The following is a 17,299-nucleotide window of genomic DNA, read 5'->3' as shown; positions in this document are numbered from 1 at the left end:
GAGGACGGGGGCACAGCCATGTACCGCCGTATCTTCACCCGGGCGACGGTGTCCTTCAGCGTCGCGAGTCTCGTCGGGCGGCTCCCCATCTCGATGATCGGGCTCGGGATCGTCCTCCTCGCCCAGCACACCACCGGCTCCTACGCCGTTGCCGGCTCGCTGTCGGCCGCCGCGATGATCGCCAACGCCGTCTTCGCCATCCCGCAGGGGCGGCTCGTCGACCGGCTCGGCCAGGGCGTCGTGCTGCGCGTCGCGATCACCGTGTGGGGTGCTGGACTGGCCGGCGCGATGGCGAGCCTGGAGTCCGACTGGCCGCGCTGGACGGCGTACGTCCTGGCCGCGGTGTCGGGCGCCGCGCTGCCCTCGGTGGGGACCTGTGCGCGCGCCCGCTGGGCGCACACGCTGGCCGGTGACGAGTCGGCGCTGCACACGGCGTTCTCGTTCGAAGCCGCCGTCGACGAGGTGGTGTTCATCATCGGGCCGGTCGCCGTCACCCTGCTCGCGACCGGGGTGGACCCCATCGCCGGCCTGGCGGCGGCGCTGCTCGCCGGGCTCGCCGGCACCTACGGCTTCGCCTCGCTGCGAGGCAGCGAGCCGCCCGCCCATCCCCGGTCGTCCGGGTCCGCGGCGCGGGCGCCGATCCCGTGGGCGGCGATCGGTGTGCTGACCGTGCAGACCTGCGCGCTCGGGGTGCTGTTCGGCGCGGCCGAGGTGGTCACAGTGGCGTTCGCCCAGGAGCACGGCCACGCGTCGGTGGCGGGACTGCTGCTGGCCTGCTGGTCCACGGGCAGCCTCGTGGCCGGCCTCCTCTCGGGTGTGTACGCCGGACGCGTCGACCAGCGCACGATGCTGTGGATCGGCGCGCTCGGGATGTCGGTGTCCTCGGCTCCCCTGGTGTGGATCCCCTCGATCCCGTGGATGGCGGTCGCGCTGCTGATCGGCGGCGTCACGATCTCGCCGACCATGATCGCGGCGATGTCGCTCGCGAAGCAGGCGCTCCCGAGCAGCCGGATGACCGAGGGCATGGCCTTCCTCAACACCGGCCTCGCCCTCGGGGTCGCTCCCGGCGCCGCCGTCGCGGGGATCGTCATCGACGCGCACGGCGCCTCGTCGGCGTACCTGGTCTGCGTGGCCGGCAGCGTGATCGCCCTCCTGGCTGCGCTGGCCGTCCGGATGCCGACTAACGTCGGCGAGCATGAGCGAGCAGAGCAGCTGGCGTAGCTGGTCGGGCCTGGAGCGGGCCGACGGCCTGCGGGTGGTGACCCCGGCGTCGGCCGAGGACGTGGCCGCGGAGGTGCTCCGCGCCCGGGAGGCCGGCGAGACCGTGAAGATGCCCGGCACCGGGCACAGCTTCACCGGCATCGCCCGGCCCGAGCACACCCTGCTGCGGCCGCAGGGTATGACCGGGATCGTCGCGGTGGACCGCGAGGCCATGACGGTGACCGCACGCGCCGGGACACAGCTCAAGGTGCTCAACGCCGAGCTCGAGGGGCTCGGCCTCAGCCTGCACAACATGGGCGACATCGCCGAGCAGACGCTGGCCGGCGCGATCTCGACCGGCACCCACGGCACCGGCGGTCGCGCCGCCGGCCTGGCCGCCCAGGTGGTCGGGCTGGAGCTGGTGACCGGCGCCGGCGAGGTGCTGCGCGCCTCGTCGACCGAGAACCCCGACGTGCTCGACCTGGCGCGGGTCGGCCTCGGTGCGCTCGGCGTGATCACGACGATCACCTTCGCCGTGGAGCCGCTGTTCCTGCTGCGTGCCGAGGAGCGCCCGATGGCGTGGTCCGAGGCGATGGCGTCCTTCGACGAGATGGTGGCCGGCGCGGACCACGTCGACATGTACTGGTTCCCGCACTCGGACCGGATGCTGACCAAGCGCAACACCCGCCTCGGGACCGACCTCGACCGAGCCGAGCCGCTCCCCCGCTGGCGCGCCTGGCTCGACGACGACCTGCTGTCCAACACGGTCTTCGGCCTGCAGACCGCGGCGCTCAACCGGGTCCCACGCGCCATCCCCGCCGCCAACCGCTTCGCCGCCCGCCTCCTCGGCCCGCGCACGTACGCCGATGTGGCCCACCGGGTCTTCACCACCGAGCGTCGCGTCGTCTTCCGCGAGATGGAGTACGCCGTCCCGCGCGAGGCCGGCCTGGAGGTGCTGGCCGAGTGCCGGCGGGCCTTCGAGCGCTCCGGGCTGCGGGTGTCGTTCCCGGTGGAGATCCGGGTCGCTCCCGCGGACGAGGTGCCGCTGTCCACGGCGTACCGGCGCGACTCGCTGTACCTGGCCTTCCACACCCATCGCGACGCCGACCATGCGGCCTACTTCGCGCTGATGGAGGCGGTGCTGACCGCGCACGAGGGCCGGCCGCACTGGGGCAAGCTGCACACCCGGACCGCGTCCGACCTGGAGACGCTCTACCCGCGCTTCGGCGACTTCCTGGCAATGCGCGACCGGCTCGACCCCGATCGGGTCTTCGCCAACGCCTACCTGCGCCGCGTGCTCGGGTAGCCGGCTACCAGCGGCCGTTGTCGACCAGGCTGCGCGAGCCCGGCGCGATCGCGTTGAACAGCCGCAGCGAGCCGCGCCGCCCGAGCGGGGCGGCTGCGTCGGGGTAGAACGACAGCACCGACACCGACGCCGGCGCGAGCTCCATCGCGAACACCGCCGACAGTTCCGCGCCCATCGCGTGGGCCACCAGGGTCTTGATCGGCGTGACGTGCGAGACGACGAGCACGGTCTTCCCGGCGTACGTCGCCAGCAGCCGCTCCAGCCCCGCCAGCACCCGTGCCTCGACGTCGCGGAAGCTCTCGCCGCCGGGCGGGGGCACCGAGAGGTCGCCCAGCCAGCGGTCCAGGCCGGCCTTGTCGCGCTCGGCGACCTCGGCGAAGGTGAGCCCGTCCCACTCGCCGAACTCCATCTCGGCGAAGCCGGGCTCCTCGAGCACGTCGAGGCCGAGCGCCTCGCCCGCGATCGCCGCGGACTCGCGGGTGCGCCGGACCGGCGACGCCACGACGGCGGCCACCTTGTCGCCCAGCCCCCGCAGCCAGACGGCCGCCTCGGCGACCTGGGTGCGGCCCTCGTCGGACAGGCCGGGGTTGTCGCCACCGAGCCCGCCGGAGAACCGCCGCGCGGTCGTGTGCGGCGTGACGCCGTGGCGCAGCAGGATGACGGTGGTCGGAGCCGCCAGCACGGTCGCCGGGCTCTCGATCTCCTCGACCAGCGACTCGTCGGCCGCCGCTATGGTCACGCCCGACCGCAGGCCGTCCAGGGCCTCGTTGGCGAGCCGGTCGGCGTGGGAGTTCTCGGCCCGCGGCACCCAGGTGTACGTCGTCCCGGCCGGCGCCAGCGCCTTGGCCTCGGCGACCAGCGGCTTCATCGACGGGTGCTTGACCTGCCACCGCCCGGCCATCTGCTCGACGACGAGCTTGGAGTCCATCCGGACCTCGACGGTCGCGTCCGGGGCGAGCTCGGCGGCGAGCCGGAGGCCCGCGATCAGACCGGAGTACTCCGCCACGTTGTTGGTGGCCACGCCGATCGTCGTACCGTCCTCGGCGATGACCGCGCCGGTCGCGGCGTCCTTCAGGACGGCGCCGTACGCCGCCGGCCCGGGGTTGCCGCGCGACCCGCCGTCGGCCTCGATGACGACCGCGTCGGTCACAGACCCGACTCGGCGGTCCGGACCAGGATCCGCGAGCACTCCTCGCAGCGCACGACCTCGTCCTCGGGCTTGCTCCGGATCGCGCCCAGCGCCCGCGGGTCGAGCGCGATCATGCAGCCGGTGCACTGCCGCGCCCGCAGCAGCGCCGCCCCGCCGCCGCGGCTCTCGCGGATCTTCTCGTAGAGCGCCAGCAGGTCCGCCGGGACGCCCGCGACGACCGGGGCGCGCTTCGCGTCGACCTCGGCCAGCCGCTCGCGCAGCTCGCCCGCCCGCTCGTCGCGCGCGGCGACCAGCACCGCGATCCGCTCGTCGATCGTGGCGAGGTCGGACCGCAGCGCCGCGAGGCCGGTCTGCGCGGTCTCGAGCTGCTCCATGACCTCGATCTCCTCGTCCTCGAGCACGGAGATCCGCCGCTCGAGGGTGGCGAGCTCGTGCTGCATCCGCTCGAGGTCCTTGGGGTTGGCGATCAGGCCGGCGTCGATCCGGTCCTGGTCGCGCTTGCGCCGGGTCTTGACCTGCTCGACGTCGGCATCGGCCTTGGCCTGGGCCGCGGCGAGGTCGTCCACCACGATCTGCTGGTCGCGCACCCAGCCGTCGGTCTCGGCGCGGCGCTGGGCGAGCTCGGCGAGCTCGGCCGCCTCGGCCGGGTGCGACAGCTGGTGCCGCAACTGCGCGGCCTGGGAGTCGATCTCCTGGAGCTCCAGGAGGGTCAGCTGCGCACTCGGGTCGGCCTTCATAGCCTCATTGTCCAGGGGTCCGTCGTCACGTCGCTCACCCGGGTGTCCACCTCGTCGCCCAGCGCCTCGGCCAGGCGGGACGCCACGACCGGCAGCCAGGTCGACTCGGCGGCCCAGTGCGCGACGTCGACGAGCGCCGGACCGCCCTTCTCCACGAACTCGGCCGCCGGGTGGTGGCGCAGGTCGCTGGTCAGGTAGACGTCGACACCGCTGCCCGCCATCCGGTCCAGCAGGAAGTCGCCGGCTCCCCCGCACACCGCGACCCGGCGCACCGCTCGCTCCGGGTCGCCCGCGACCCGGACGCCGTGCGCGGTCGGCGGCAGCGTCGCGGCGACGTGCTCCGCGAAGGCCTGCAGGGTCGTGGCCTCGACGTTGCCCATCCGGCCGGTGCCGGTGGCGACGATCCCGGGATCGGCCAACTCCACGACGTCGTACGCCGGCTCCTCGTAGGGGTGCGCCGCCAGCATCGCCTGCACCACGGCGGGCCGCAGGTGCCGCGCCAGCACGACCTCGATGCGCACCTCGTCGACCGTCTCGAGCTCGCCGACCGTGCCGATCATCGGCGAGGCGCCCTCCAGCGGCCGGAACCGGCCCTGCCCCACCCCCGAGGTGAACGAGGCGTAGTCGTAGTCGCCCACCCGCCCGGCTCCCGCGTCGCCCATCGCCGCGCGGACCGGCGCCGCGGCGTCGGTCGGCACGAACACGGTGAGCTTGTCGAGCGGCTCGGCGGGCGTGGCGATGATCGGGCGCAGGTCGGTGATGCCGAGGGCCACGGCGAGGGCCTCCGAGACGCCGCCGACGGCCTGGTCGGCGTTGGTGTGCGCCGTGAGCAGGGCGCACCCTGCTCCGGCCAGGGTCGCCAGGGTGCGGCCCTTGGGCGTGGTGGCGGCGAAGCCGTTGACCGGCTTGAGGAACAGCGGGTGGTGGACCACGAGCAGGTCCGCCTTCCAGTCGGCGGCCTCCTGTGCGACCTCCGGCGTGGGGTCGACGGCGAACAGCACCTTCTTGACCGACTGCTCGGGATCGCCGTACACCAGACCGACGGCGTCCCAGGACTCGGCCGTGGCGGGCGGGTACCACCCGTGGATCAGGTCGACGACGTCCTTCAGGGCGGGCATGGGTCCACCCTATTGAGTCCGCCTCAGTCGGCGAGCACGAACCGGTCCCCCTCGACGATCGGTACGACGGTCCCGTCGGCGTGGATGCCCTCGATCTCGACCTCCGGGCTGCCGATGACGACGTCCACGTGCGTGGCGGACTGGTTGAGGCCGTCGGCGACGCGCTGCTCGGGCGTCATCTCGGTGCCGTTCTCCCAGGCGAAGGAGAAGCCCGTCCCCCAGGCGATGTGCGAGCCGACGTTCTCGTCGAAGAGCATGTCCTTGTAGACCAGCCCGGTGCTCCGCACCCGCGAGGAGCCGTCGACGATCGCGATCTCCCCGAGGTGCCGCGAGCGCGGGATCAGCTCGAACTGCTGCTGCACCTCCTCCTCCCCGCGCTCGGCCGAGGCGCCGGTGATCGTTCCGTCGCGCAGCTCGAGCTCGAGGCCCTCGACCATCGCCCCCATCGAGATCAGGAAGAACGGCGCGGTCGTCCGGATCCTTCCTTCGGCCCGCCGCCAGTCCGGGGAGAAGAAGACCTCCTCGGTCGGCATGTTCGCGACGAACTCGACGCCGTCGGCGTTGGTCATCGCGCCGGCCGTCCACAGCGACGCCGGCGACACGCCGGCGGTCAGGTCCGTGCCCGGTCCGCGGTAGCGCACCTTGTCGAAGCCGCGCGCGTTGAGCAGGTCGCGGCGGCGGTGCAGCCCGGCGATGTGCTCACGCCAGGCGGCGACCGGGTCGTCCTCGTCCAGGCGCATCGCGACGGCGACCGCATCCCAGAGCGCCGCGACGTCGGAGACGCCGACGCTGGCCGCCCACCCGGGCGTGGGCGCACCCACGACGGTCCACGCGACCTCGTTCTTCGTCACGATGCCGGACATCTCGGTGATGAGGGCCGTCGGCGCCGACCGGGCCAGTCGCGCGGGGTCCAGACCGTCCATCAGGCCGGGGTGCGGGTTGCCGGTCAGCCGGATGGAGGCGGGCCGGTCCTCGTGCCAGGCACGGATGCCCTCGACCTGGTGCGGCAGCACCCGGCCGAGCTGGTCGTCGGGCGCGAAGCGCACCTGGTCGCGCTGCAGGTAGGGGTCCTGGTACTCGATCGAGACGTGCGACGCCCCGACCCGGTACGCCTCCTCGGCCAGCGCCCGGGCGACCGGCGCCTGCTCCGGGACGCCCATGATCACCACGCGCTGCCCGACCTGGACGTTGACCCCGACCCGGATCACCAGTCGTGCGTAGGCCTCCAGCAGCTTCTCGTACGGCTCACCCATGGCACCCATACGAGCACGGTCGCACCGCCACCGCATCGGGGCAACACCCCGGAAACCGGGGATGGACCGGCTGCGGGGAACGGTGGACGCAGAGGGACTCGAACCCCCGACATCCTCCTTGTAAGGGAGGCGCTCTACCAGCTGAGCTATGCGTCCGAAAGCCCGCTCACCCTACCGGCGGGGGCCGGGGACCTCCGAACCGGCGGCGGACGATCGGCCTCGCCGGAGCCACGCAGCGGGTGCGCAGGGTAGTCCGATCGATCGGGGCGCCTAGTCACTTCGAGTCATTTTTCGGCGAATTCGCCGGATTCGGTTGGCGCGCCCGCACGACGCCACTAATCTCCTGCCTATCGAACCGCTGGTGACCCGAGACGCCGGCGGTTCGATCTTTTTTCGCTCCGTACGCCGACGGCTCAGCCGGCCGCGTCGAGCCGGCTGATCAGCTCCTCGACGTCGCGCGCGGCGCCCATCGGGTTGTGCACGGCCCAGCTGATCCGGCCGGCCTTGTCCACGACGTACGTCGAGCGCCGCGGGCAGCCGGACCGCTCGTCGAGGACGCCGTACGCCGACGCCACCGCACCGTGCGGCCAGAAGTCGCTGAGCAGGCCGAAGTTGAGGCCGTCGGAGTCGGCGAAGGCGCGCAGTGCGTAGACCGGGTCGCACGAGATGGCCAGCACCTCGGTGTCGAAGGTCATCAGCTCGTCGAGGCGGTGCCGGATGGCGCCGAGCTCGCCGGTGCACACCCCGGAGAACGCGAACGGGTAGAAGACCAGCGCCACGGCCTTGCGCCCGCGGAAGTCGGACAGGGTCGTGTCCTGACCGAACTGGTCGCGCAGCGTGAAGTCCGGGGCCTCGGCACCGATGGCCAGCCCGAGATCGGCGGGATCGCTCATTCGCGGTCGACCAGCTCGCGCTTGAGCACCTTGCCGGTGGCGTTGCGCGGCAGCTCGTCGAGGAACACGATCTCGCGCGGCACCTTGTAGCGGGCGAGGTTCGCCCGGACCCAGTCCTTGAGCCCGCTCTCGGTCACCGCGTCGTTGCTGCGGACCACGAACGCCCGCAGCCGCTTGCCGAACTCGTCGTCGTCGACCCCGATCGCGGCACACTCCACGACGCCGTCGTACTGCGCGAGGCAGTCCTCGACCTCCTTGGGGAAGACGTTCTCGCCACCGGAGACGATCATCTCGTCGTCGCGGCCCTCGACGTAGAGGCGGCCCTCGGCGTCGAACCTGCCGACGTCGCCGGAGGACATCAGCCCGGCGACCATCTCCTTGCCGCCACCGCCGGTGTAGCCCTCGATCTGCAGGTCGTTGCCGACGAAGATGCGCCCGGACTGGCCGACCGGGACCTCGTTGCCGTCGGCGTCGAGGATCTTCACGATCGTGGCGTGCGGGAGCCGCCCGGCGGTGCCGGGGGCCTCGCGGAGGTCCTTGGGGTCGGCGATCGAGGCCCAGGCGATCTCGGTCGAGCCGTAGATCGAGTAGAGGTTCTCGCCGAACCGGTCCATCCACCGCTCCGGCAGGTCGCCGGGCAGCGCGGATCCCGAGGAGGCGACGGCCTTCAGGTTCGGCAGCGGGTAGCGGTCCAGGGTCTCCTCGGGCAGCGCCATGATCCGCTGCAGCATCACCGGGATCACCGCGAACGAGTCGCACTCGTGGTCGCGGAGCAGGCGCAGCGCGTCCTCGGGGTCGAACCGGCGGCTCAGCACGAGCGTGGTGCCGAGCAGCATCGAGAGCTGGTAGTGCGCGAAGCCCCAGGTGTGGAACAGCGGGGCCGCGACGTGGCAGCGCCAGCTGCTGCGCAGCGGCATCCGGGACAGCAGTGACACGGCCGCACCGACACCGCCCTGGGGGCGGGGTGCGCCCTTCGGCGTACCGGTCGTGCCGGAGGTGAGGATGATGGTGCGCCCGGTGCCGCTCGGCGGCGACAGCTCCTCGTCGGAGCTCGCGCCGATCATGCCCTCGAGGGTGTCCGGACCGGGCTCACCGTCGGTCCAGGCGATCACCCGGTCGGCGATGTCGGCGTTGCCGAGCAGACCGGAGAACTCCTCGTCGTACACCACGACGCGGGGCTTCTCGCGAGCGAGCACGTCGGCCAGCTGCGGGCCGGCGAACGCCGTGTTCAGGTACAGCACGTCCGCGCCGAGCTTGCTGATCGCGATCGACGCCTCGACGAACCCGCGGTGGTTGCGGCACATGACCGCGACGCCGTCGCCCTCCCCCACGCCGCGGGCGCGCAGGCCGGCGGCGAGTGCGTTGGTACGCCGGTGCAGCTCGCCGAAGGTGAGCGACCCGATCTCGTCGATGATCGCGAGGTCGTCGGGGGCGCGCAGGGCGACGGTCTTGAACCCGCCTGCCGGGTGCGGGCCCCACTGGTAGAGCGCGGTCGCCATGCCGGCGAGCACCTTCGGCGAGTACAGGCGCACGATGCCGGACTCGGTCAGGATCTTCAGGCTGACAGCGGCGTCGCGGGCCTTGCCGGTGACCTTCTCGGTGAACCCCTCGGTCAACCCCTGGGTGAACTTTGCCATGGCGGGACTCCCGTCGACGCGACTCTGCGGACGGGCTGACGCTATCTGCAGACGCTCAGCCCAGGGACTTGGGGGCGACGAGACGAGACGCCGACCACTCCTTGCTCACCGTCGCGGTCGTGGTCTGCGACAGACCCGCGATCGGCGCGGCCTCGGCGATGTCGGCGGGGTCGACAGCCCCCGGTCGCCCGACCTTCGGCGTCAGCAGCCAGATGAAGCCGCCACCGACCAGGTCGGTGAGCGCGTCGACGAGCCCGTCGACCAGGTCGCCGTCGTCGCTGCGCCACCAGAGCAGGACCGCATCCACGACGTTGCCGTAGTCACCGTCCACCATGTCTCCGTCGATGGTGTCCTCGATGGCGATCCGGATCTGGTCGTCGGTGTCCTGGTCCCAGCCGAGCTCCTGGACCACCAGGCCCTTGGTGAAGCCAAGTCGGTCGCCGATCCCGATCGGGGTCGTTCCGCCTCCGGCGGTGGAAGTCACGGTGTTCCCAGCTCCTGTACGTCGTGGTTGTTGCGTCGTCGTTCTGTGTCCCCGATCCCGGGGTCCGACGGGGGCGATGCGCCCGTGTGTGGAGTAGTCCAGCGGACAAAGGGTGTGCGATGCAAGCGCAGCGCCCAACTCCGCCGCCGCGTCGCGGGCCGCGCGGCCGAACCGACGAGTCCATTTCGGCTTCGCGGCCGGAGTGCAACGATGGGTGACGTGACTCACGACGCCACGTCCGGTTCGGCCCCCTCGGTCATCCACGAGGGCCTCCCGACCCAGCTTCCCGACATCGATCCTGACGAGACCCAGGACTGGATCGCCTCCTTCGACTCCCTGGTCGACGAGCGGGGACGCGAGCGCGCCCGCTACCTGATGCTGCGGCTGCTGGACCGCGCCCGGCAGAAGCAGGTCGGCGTGCCCGGGCTGCGCAGCACCGACTTCATCAACACCATCCCGCCCGAGCGCGAGCCCTGGTTCCCGGGCGATGAGGAGACCGAGCGCCGGATCCGCGCCTACATCCGCTGGAACGCGGCCGTGATGGTCTCGGACGCGAACCGCCCCGGCCTCGAGGTCGGCGGGCACATCGCGACGTACCAGTCCAGCGCCAGCCTGTACGAGGTCGGCTTCAACCATTTCTTCCAGGGCCGCGAGCACCCCGGCGGCGGCGACCAGATCTACATCCAGGGCCACGCCTCCCCCGGCATCTACGCACGCGCCTTCCTCGAGGGCCGGCTCACCGAGCAGCAGCTCCTGGCCTTCCGCCAGGAGGTCCAGCACGGCCCCGGCGCCGGCCTGCCGTCGTACCCCCACCCACGGCTGATGCCGGACTTCTGGGAGTTCCCGACCGTCTCGATGGGCCTGACCGGCATCAACTCGATCTACCAGGCGCGGTTCAACCGCTACCTGCACGGCCGCAGCATCAAGGACACCAGCCAGCAGCGGGTGTGGGCGTTCCTCGGCGACGGCGAGATGGCCGAGCCGGAGTCGCTCGGCGCGATCCGCGTGGCGGCGCGCGAGGAGCTCGACAACCTGGTGTGGGTCGTCAACTGCAACCTGCAGCAGCTGGACGGCCCGGTCACCGGCAACGGCAAGATCATCCAGGAGCTCGAGGCGAACTTCCGCGGCGCCGGCTGGAACGTCATCAAGGTCATCTGGGGCCGTGAGTGGGACGAGCTGCTCGCCCGCGACGTCGACGGCGTGCTGGTCAACCAGATGAACACCACCCCCGACGGCGCCTTCCAGACCTTCTCCGTCGAGGACGGCGCCTACAACCGCGAGCACTTCTTCGGCCCCGACCCGCGGCTGCGCAAGATGGTCGAGCACATGACCGACCGGCAGATCGAGAAGCTGCCGCGCGGTGGGCACGACTACCGCAAGGTGTACGCCGCCTTCGACGCCGCCACCAAGACCGTCGGCCAGCCGACGGTGATCCTGGCCCACACCATCAAGGGCTGGACGATCGAGGCGCTGGAGGGCAAGAACGCGACCCACCAGATGAAGAAGCTCAAGCTGCCCGATCTGCTCAAGTTCCGCGACCGGCTCTACCTGCCGATGAGCGACAAGGAGATCACCGAGGCCTACGAGGCCGACCACACCGCGCCGTTCTTCCATCCCGGGGCGAACCACCCCGACATCGAGTACATGATGGAGCGGCGCCGCCAGCTCGGCGGCTCGATGCCGGCGCGCAAGGTCGAGCCGCGGATGCTGAAGCTGCCCGGCGACCCGGTCTACGCCGAGCTCAAGAAGGGCGCCGGCAAGACGAAGGTCGCCACCACGATGGCCACGGTGCGGCTGCTCAAGGACTGGATGAAGGACCCGGAGATCGGCCCGCGGATCGTCCCGATCGCGCCCGACGAGTTCCGCACCTTCGGCATGGACTCGATGTTCGCGACCGCGAAGATCTACAACCCGGCCGGCCAGAACTACGTCTCGGTCGACCGCGCCCAGCTGCTCAAGTGGGTCGAGTCCGAGCACGGTCAGCTGCTGCACGAGGGCATCAGCGAGGCCGGTGCGCTCGCCTCGGCGACGGCCGCCGGATCGGCGTACGCCACGCACGGCGAGCCGATGATCCCGTTCTACATCTTCTACTCGATGTTCGGCTTCCAGCGCACCGGCGACTCGATCTGGGCGATGGCCGACCAGATGGCGCGGGGCTTCCTCATCGGCGCCACGGCCGGTCGCACCACGCTCACCGGCGAGGGCCTGCAGCACGCCGACGGCCACTCGCCGCTGATCGCCGCCACCAACCCGGCCGTCGTGCACTACGACCCGGCGTTCGGCTACGAGGTCGGGCACATCCTGCGCGCCGGCCTGGAGCGGATGTACGGCGCCACCGAGGCGCACCCGCACGGCGAGGACGTCATCTACTACATGACGGTCTACAACGAGCCGGTCCCGCAGCCCGCCGAGCCGGACGACGTCGACATCGACGGCATCCTCAAGGGCATGCACCGCACCGAGTCGGTCGGCGAGAGCGGCCCGAAGGTCCAGCTGCTCGCCTCCGGCGTCGGCTACCCGTGGATCAGCGACGCCGCACGCATCCTGGCCGAGGACTGGGGCGTGGCCTCCGAGCTGTGGTCGGTCACGTCCTGGAACGAGCTGTCCCGCGACGCGATCGCGGCGGAGCGCTGGAACCTGCTGCACCCGGACGAGTCGCCGCGTACGCCGTACCTGACCGAGGTGCTGGCCGACATCGACGGCCCTGTGGTCGCCGTGTCGGACTACATGACCGCCGTGCCGCTCCAGATCGCGCGCTGGGTGCCCGCCGACTACCGGGTGCTCGGCACCGACGGCTTCGGCTTCGCCGACACCCGGGCTGCCGCCCGGCGGTTCTTCCACGTCGACGCCGAGTCGGTGGTGGTGCAGGCGCTGCAGGCCCTCGCCGACGCCGGTGAGATCGACCCGGCGCGGGTCAAGGAGGCCTCGGACCGCTACCGGATCGACGACCCGACGGCGGTGCGCGGCAAGGCGCAGGAGGGCGGCGACGCCTGAGCCGCGCCCTCCAGCAGCAGCCGGCGCCACCGCGCGCGGGAGTACGTCGCCGGCTTGGTGCGCGCGACCCAGTCGATGATCAGGTCGGCGAACTCGTCGGGGTGGTCCTTGTGCGGGAAGTGGCCGGCGTCGTCGTAGATGGTGACCTCGGCGGACGGCGCGATGTCGGTGACCTCGTGGGCGTGCTTGACCGGGATGACCCTGTCGTCGCGACCCCACACGACGTGCATCGGCATGTGCTCGGTCAGGTAGGCGCGGTCGCGCATCGACTGGACCTGCCCGCGCCAGTCGATCGCCGCGCGCACCAGGTGCACCAGTGCACGGCGGGCGCGCGGGTCGGCGAAGGCGTCGAGCAGGTCGGCGACCTCGCCGAGGTCCCGGGCGGCACTGAGACCGGTGTCGCGCAGCGCCCGCAGCGCGAGCTGCTCGGCCTCGCGCAGGCCCGGCATCGCCAGCAGTGCGCCGAGATAGGTCCAGCCGGGGAAGCTGATCGCCCGGATCAGCGGTGTGACCTCACGTCCCAGGCCACCCGGGTCCACGAGCATCAGTCGCTCGGTGCGCTCGGGGAACTGGTAGGCGAACTGCATGGCCACCCCACCGCCGAAGCTGTGGCCGACGACCGTTGCCTTGTCGTGGCCGAGGATCGTGAGCAGGTCGCGCATGCCGTTCGCGTAGCCACCGACGGTGTAGTCCGCGCGCGGCTTGTCGGACGCACCGTGGCCCAGGAAGTCCGGTGCGATGACCGTGAACTCCTCGGCGAGCCGCTCGATCACCGGGTCCCAGGTGCGGTGGTCGCAGGCCAGGCCGTGCAGCAGCAGCAACACCGGACCGGTCCCCCGGCGGACGTACGCGCGCCGGTGGCCGTGCACGGTCACGAATTCGACCTGCTCCATGTGAGCAGTGAAGCAGCCGGATGTTTCAGCGGTGAGTCATGGTCCTAGGCTCTGCCGGGTGACCACCGATGTGCCCGACGGCATCGCCGAGATCCTCGCCGAGGTCCTCGACATCGACTCCGCGACGGTGCGCCCCGACCAGCCGCTGGTCGGCCTGGGGGTGGACTCGCTGGCCCTGATCGAGGTCGTCATCAGCGTCGAGCAGACCTTCGGCGTCAAGATCCCCGGACCGGAGGCGCGCGGGCTCGCGACGGTGGCCGAGCTCACGTCGTACGTCGAGCAGCGGCTCGCCACGACCTGAGACCGCCCGACGGGTCGGGTCAGACGACCTGGTGCAGCCAGCGGACCGGGGCGCCCTCGCCGGCGTGCCGGAAGGTCTCCAGCTCGTCGTCCCAGGGCTTGCCGAGCAGCTTGTCGATCTCGTTCTCGAGGGTCGTCTCGCCCAGCGCGGCCCGTACGGCCGCGGCCTTGAGCCGGTCCTCGGGGATCATGATGTCGCCGTGGATCCCGGTCACGGCGTGGAAGACACCGAGGTCGGGGGTGTAGGAGTAGCGCGCCCCCTCGGTGGAGGAGGTCGGCTCCTCGGTCACCTCGAAGCGCACGTGGTTCCAGCCGCGCAGCGCCGATGCCATGGCCGCGGCGGAGCCGGCGGCACCGCTCCAGGAGAACTCGCAGCGGAAGGTGCCGGCCTGCGCCGGCTGCGGGATCCAGTCGGGGTTGACGGACACGCCGAGCACGCCGCCCACGGCCCACTCGATGTGGGGGCACAACGCGGACGGCGCCGAGTGGACGTAGAACACGCCCCTGGTAGCACTGTTGTGGGTCACCGCGGTCTCCTCGATCTTCCCTCCGGCGCGAGTTACGCCTTCCCCAGCGGTCTCGTACGGCGGTCGATCAGGAATCGAGAGTGACTCCTGTGTAGTTGTGATCCCTATTGTGGCTCAAGATCCGCCGGGATTCCAGCACCTGGCGCCGTCGGCGACCCGAATGTCATCAGCTCCTCCAGCACAGCGGTCGCGATGCCCAGCCCGCCGAGGTGCGACTCCCCCTCGATGACCGACAGGGTGGCGTGCGGCAGCCGTGCCACGACGTGCTCCCCGTGGGCGAAGGGGACGATGTGGTCGGCGTTGCCGTGCCACCACCGGACGGGGACCTGGACGTCGGCCAGCGCGAAGCCCCAGTCGCGCGTGAAGAGCACCAGGTCGGCGAGCGGCGCGGACATCTGGTGCCGGCTGCCGTTGAGCAGGTCGTCGAGGAACATCGCCTTGAACTCCGGCCGGGCCAGCAGCTGCTTGTCACCCGCGGGCTGCACGGCGGCGTACAGGTCGAGCGCGGGGCTGGCCAACGGCCGCACGACCCTGATCGCCGAGGTCAGCGCGACGCCGGCGGGTATGCGCGCCGCCGCCAGCAGCGGAGCGCACTTCACGGCCAGCTGGATGATGCCCCCGTCGGCCGCGTCGGGCCCGCGTGTGGGCGCGACCCCGCCGAGCACTCCGACGGCATGGACCCGGTCGGGCAGGGCGGCCGCTGCGGCCAGCGTGTAGGGGCCGCCGCCGGACAGGCCGATGACGCGGACCTTGTCGATGCCCAGCGCGTCCAGGAGCAGCTCGAAGTCGGCCGTCCAGTCCAGGACGTTCGAATACAGGTACGGCGTCGAGGTGCCGATGCCCGGGCGATCGATCCCGATCAGGCGCAGGCCGTTGTCCTCGGCGTACGCGCGCGCCTCGAACGGGATCTGCCGGCGGGCGCCGGGCGTCCCGTGCAGCCACACCAGCGCATCGCCCTGCGCCGCACCGTGCTCGGCGAAGCTGAGGCGTCGGCCGTCGCGCACGGCGACGCTGCCTTCCAGGACCGGACGCTGCACCATGGCCAGGAGTGTGGCATGTCGGCACGCGACGCGGGCACGATCCCACCGCCTGCCCACCACCTGAGCGGGCGCTGCTCGCATAGGCTTCGGCCATGCAGCAACGCAGCGACGACGCGGCCCTCGAAGCGCCCCACCTGCCGCGTCCGCGACGCCAGTCCCGGATCTGGCGTTGGCTGGCGCCCGCAGGGGCGATCGCGCTGCTCGTCGGGTGGGTCGCCTGGTACGTCACCACCCCGCCCGAGCTGCAGACCGACGACCAGGACAAGCCCGCGACCGGCGTCGTCGGCCACGACCTCTACGTCGGCATGTTCACCGCCGGCAGCGACTTCCATCGCGCCATCCACATCTCCGGGGTGAAGGTCCACGCCACGGCCTCAGCGAACTTCGAGGTCACTCCCCTGCTGTGCCACCAGGGATCGATCGACGTCACGACCGACCCCACCGCCTTCTGCCGCAGCATCGACGACCCGGCGGGCCAACGCCTGGGCGCCGGCGACTCGATCCTGCTCAAGCTGCACAGCGACACTCCTGTGGTCGCGGACATCGACCGGATCCAGATCGCCTTCCAGGAGGGACTGCGCTGGGGGACACAGCCGGCCGGTCATGCCGGCGCGACGGTGTCCTTCGTCGACCACCAGGGCTGAGCTAAGGGCGCTACTGGCCGAGCTGCTTCTCGAGCGCCTCGGCCCGGTCGGCGGCGTCGGTCAGCTCCTCGCTGTCGATGGCGTTCGTGCGGTGGAACCACGCGAGCGCGTCGTCGAGACGACCGGCCTGCTCGAGGGTGTCGGCGTACGCGTAGCGAAGCCGCACGACCCACGGCTCACGGCTCTTGTTGTTGAGCGGCGCGAGCTCGAGCGTGCGCAGGGCGGCGTCCATCTGCCCCAGGTCACGTCGGGCGCCCGCCTCGACGATCGTCATCTCCGCCTTGGCCTCGGTGGGGAACCTCGCCACCGAGGGGCTCTTGGCCAGCTCGATGGCGCGCTTGGCGTTGCCGAGGGCGCGGTGGCAGTCCGCCATGATCGGCAGGTACGCCGTGGCGCCGTTCATCCGCTTCGCAGCGCGCAGCTCGGCGAGCGCCTCGGCGTAGTGACCGGCGGCGTACGCCGTCTCGCCGGCGGCCTCGCGCACCACAGCGATGCGGGGCGCGCGAGCGCGCGCGGCCAGGGCGTGCTGGTACGCCGTCTCCGGCTCGCTGTCGATGAGCTCGCCCGCAGCCACCAGGTGGCGCGCGACGCGCTGACCCAGCTTCTCCGGGATTCCGCGCAGCTGCGCGCGCACCGAGGCGTCGAGCTCCTGCCCGGTGATCTCCTCGGGCAGCGGCGGACCGTCGTAGACCGCCTGGTCCTTGGTACGCGGACCCGGCTCGGAGGCGACGCGACGCTGAGGCCGGCCGGCGCCACCGCGCCGGTCGTCGCCGGGCTTGCCCGAGCCGCCGCGCCGATCGTTCGATGCCTTGCCCGAGCCGCCGCGACGCTCACCGGTGGGCTTGCCGCCCTGCCGGTAGGAGCCCTTCGCCGACGGGCCGCCGTCGGAGCCACGCTGACCCCCGGTCGAACGGCCGGTCGCTGGCCTCGAGCTGGAACCCTGAGCACTCGGCTTGCGGGGGCCGGTGCGACGGCCACGGTCCTCGGACACGACGATCTCTCTTCTGCTGTGTAGACACGAAAAAGCAACGCAGGGGCCACTCTAGCGAGTGGCCCCTGCGGCAATGTTTGTCCGGCGGCGTCCTACTCTCCCACAGCGTCTCCACTGCAGTACCATCGGCGC

The 17,299-nt window shown here is 71.8% G+C and carries 16 protein-coding genes and 1 tRNA gene; 5 read left to right on the top strand and 12 right to left on the bottom strand.

Annotated features, from left to right (window positions below):
• Nucleotides 1–18: 18 nt before the first annotated feature.
• The gene (locus tag ACYU8V_RS02480; RefSeq protein WP_460844887.1) at nt 19–1,221 is read left to right on the top strand and encodes an MFS transporter; all 1,203 of its coding nucleotides are present in this window, start codon (nt 19–21) and stop codon (nt 1,219–1,221) included.
• Nucleotides 1,196–2,506 carry a D-arabinono-1,4-lactone oxidase gene (locus ACYU8V_RS02475; RefSeq protein WP_460844886.1) on the top strand — a complete coding sequence of 437 codons (1,311 nt, stop codon included), beginning with the start codon at nt 1,196–1,198 and terminating at the stop codon, nt 2,504–2,506. The genes ACYU8V_RS02480 and ACYU8V_RS02475 overlap by 26 nt, the downstream gene beginning before the upstream one ends.
• 4 nt (nt 2,507–2,510) lie before the next feature.
• On the opposite strand, the gene ACYU8V_RS02470 is transcribed toward ACYU8V_RS02475, so the two are convergent.
• From ACYU8V_RS02470 to ACYU8V_RS02435, 8 genes are all read right to left on the bottom strand, one after another.
• Nucleotides 2,511–3,656 carry a bifunctional RNase H/acid phosphatase gene (locus ACYU8V_RS02470; RefSeq protein ID WP_460844885.1) on the bottom strand — a complete coding sequence of 382 codons (1,146 nt, stop codon included), beginning with the start codon at nt 3,654–3,656 and terminating at the stop codon, nt 2,511–2,513.
• The gene (locus ACYU8V_RS02465) at nt 3,653–4,393 is read right to left on the bottom strand and encodes a zinc ribbon domain-containing protein (RefSeq protein WP_460844883.1); all 741 of its coding nucleotides are present in this window, start codon (nt 4,391–4,393) and stop codon (nt 3,653–3,655) included. The genes ACYU8V_RS02470 and ACYU8V_RS02465 overlap by 4 nt, the downstream gene beginning before the upstream one ends.
• Nucleotides 4,390–5,511 (bottom strand): Nif3-like dinuclear metal center hexameric protein, encoded by a 1,122-nt coding sequence (locus tag ACYU8V_RS02460; RefSeq protein WP_460844881.1) that lies wholly within the window; start codon nt 5,509–5,511, stop codon nt 4,390–4,392. Before ACYU8V_RS02460 ends, ACYU8V_RS02465 begins: the two co-directional genes overlap by 4 nt.
• Before the next feature lie 23 nt (nt 5,512–5,534).
• Nucleotides 5,535–6,764 carry an aminopeptidase gene (locus tag ACYU8V_RS02455; RefSeq protein ID WP_460844880.1) on the bottom strand — a complete coding sequence of 410 codons (1,230 nt, stop codon included), beginning with the start codon at nt 6,762–6,764 and terminating at the stop codon, nt 5,535–5,537.
• An 83-nt stretch (nt 6,765–6,847) separates the two neighbouring features.
• Nucleotides 6,848–6,920 (bottom strand) — tRNA-Val (locus ACYU8V_RS02450).
• Nucleotides 6,921–7,177: 257 nt separating this feature from the next.
• Nucleotides 7,178–7,657 (bottom strand): peroxiredoxin, encoded by a 480-nt coding sequence (locus tag ACYU8V_RS02445; protein ID WP_460844878.1) that lies wholly within the window; start codon nt 7,655–7,657, stop codon nt 7,178–7,180.
• Nucleotides 7,654–9,294 (bottom strand): AMP-binding protein, encoded by a 1,641-nt coding sequence (locus ACYU8V_RS02440; RefSeq protein WP_460844876.1) that lies wholly within the window; start codon nt 9,292–9,294, stop codon nt 7,654–7,656. Before ACYU8V_RS02440 ends, ACYU8V_RS02445 begins: the two co-directional genes overlap by 4 nt.
• Nucleotides 9,295–9,349: 55 nt before the next feature.
• Nucleotides 9,350–9,745, bottom strand: coding sequence for a DUF3052 domain-containing protein (locus ACYU8V_RS02435; RefSeq protein ID WP_460845664.1), 396 nt, complete (start codon nt 9,743–9,745; stop codon nt 9,350–9,352).
• 243 nt (nt 9,746–9,988) lie between these two features.
• Here ACYU8V_RS02435 and aceE point away from each other — a divergent pair, with 243 nt between their 5' ends.
• On the top strand, nt 9,989–12,772 hold the full coding sequence (gene aceE, locus ACYU8V_RS02430; protein WP_460844875.1) for a pyruvate dehydrogenase (acetyl-transferring), homodimeric type: 2,784 nt from the start codon (nt 9,989–9,991) through the stop codon (nt 12,770–12,772).
• Here the strand turns inward: aceE and ACYU8V_RS02425 are convergent.
• Nucleotides 12,712–13,665: an alpha/beta fold hydrolase gene (locus ACYU8V_RS02425; RefSeq protein ID WP_460844874.1), complete on the bottom strand. Its 954-nt coding sequence runs from the start codon at nt 13,663–13,665 to the stop codon at nt 12,712–12,714. The two genes, aceE and ACYU8V_RS02425, sit on opposite strands and share 61 nt — an antisense overlap.
• Before the next feature lie 58 nt (nt 13,666–13,723).
• Here ACYU8V_RS02425 and ACYU8V_RS02420 point away from each other — a divergent pair, with 58 nt between their 5' ends.
• Nucleotides 13,724–13,966, top strand: coding sequence for an acyl carrier protein (locus tag ACYU8V_RS02420; protein WP_460844873.1), 243 nt, complete (start codon nt 13,724–13,726; stop codon nt 13,964–13,966).
• A gap of 19 nt (nt 13,967–13,985) precedes the next feature.
• Here the strand turns inward: ACYU8V_RS02420 and ACYU8V_RS02415 are convergent, their stop codons facing one another.
• Nucleotides 13,986–14,492, bottom strand: a complete 507-nt coding sequence (locus ACYU8V_RS02415; RefSeq protein WP_460844872.1) for a DUF3145 domain-containing protein — start codon at nt 14,490–14,492, stop codon at nt 13,986–13,988.
• A 104-nt stretch (nt 14,493–14,596) separates the two neighbouring features.
• The gene (locus ACYU8V_RS02410) at nt 14,597–15,532 is read right to left on the bottom strand and encodes an alpha/beta fold hydrolase (RefSeq protein ID WP_460844871.1); all 936 of its coding nucleotides are present in this window, start codon (nt 15,530–15,532) and stop codon (nt 14,597–14,599) included.
• A gap of 92 nt (nt 15,533–15,624) precedes the next feature.
• On the opposite strand from ACYU8V_RS02410, the gene ACYU8V_RS02405 reads away from it, so the two are divergent.
• On the top strand, nt 15,625–16,176 hold the full coding sequence (locus ACYU8V_RS02405; protein WP_460844869.1) for a hypothetical protein: 552 nt from the start codon (nt 15,625–15,627) through the stop codon (nt 16,174–16,176).
• A gap of 10 nt (nt 16,177–16,186) precedes the next feature.
• On the opposite strand, the gene ACYU8V_RS02400 is transcribed toward ACYU8V_RS02405, so the two are convergent.
• Nucleotides 16,187–17,167 (bottom strand): tetratricopeptide repeat protein, encoded by a 981-nt coding sequence (locus ACYU8V_RS02400; protein WP_460844868.1) that lies wholly within the window; start codon nt 17,165–17,167, stop codon nt 16,187–16,189.
• Nucleotides 17,168–17,299: the final 132 nt, after the last annotated feature.

This window comes from Nocardioides ultimimeridianus, from assembly GCF_054777895.1.
This window is presented reverse-complemented; position numbering and strand designations above follow the sequence as displayed.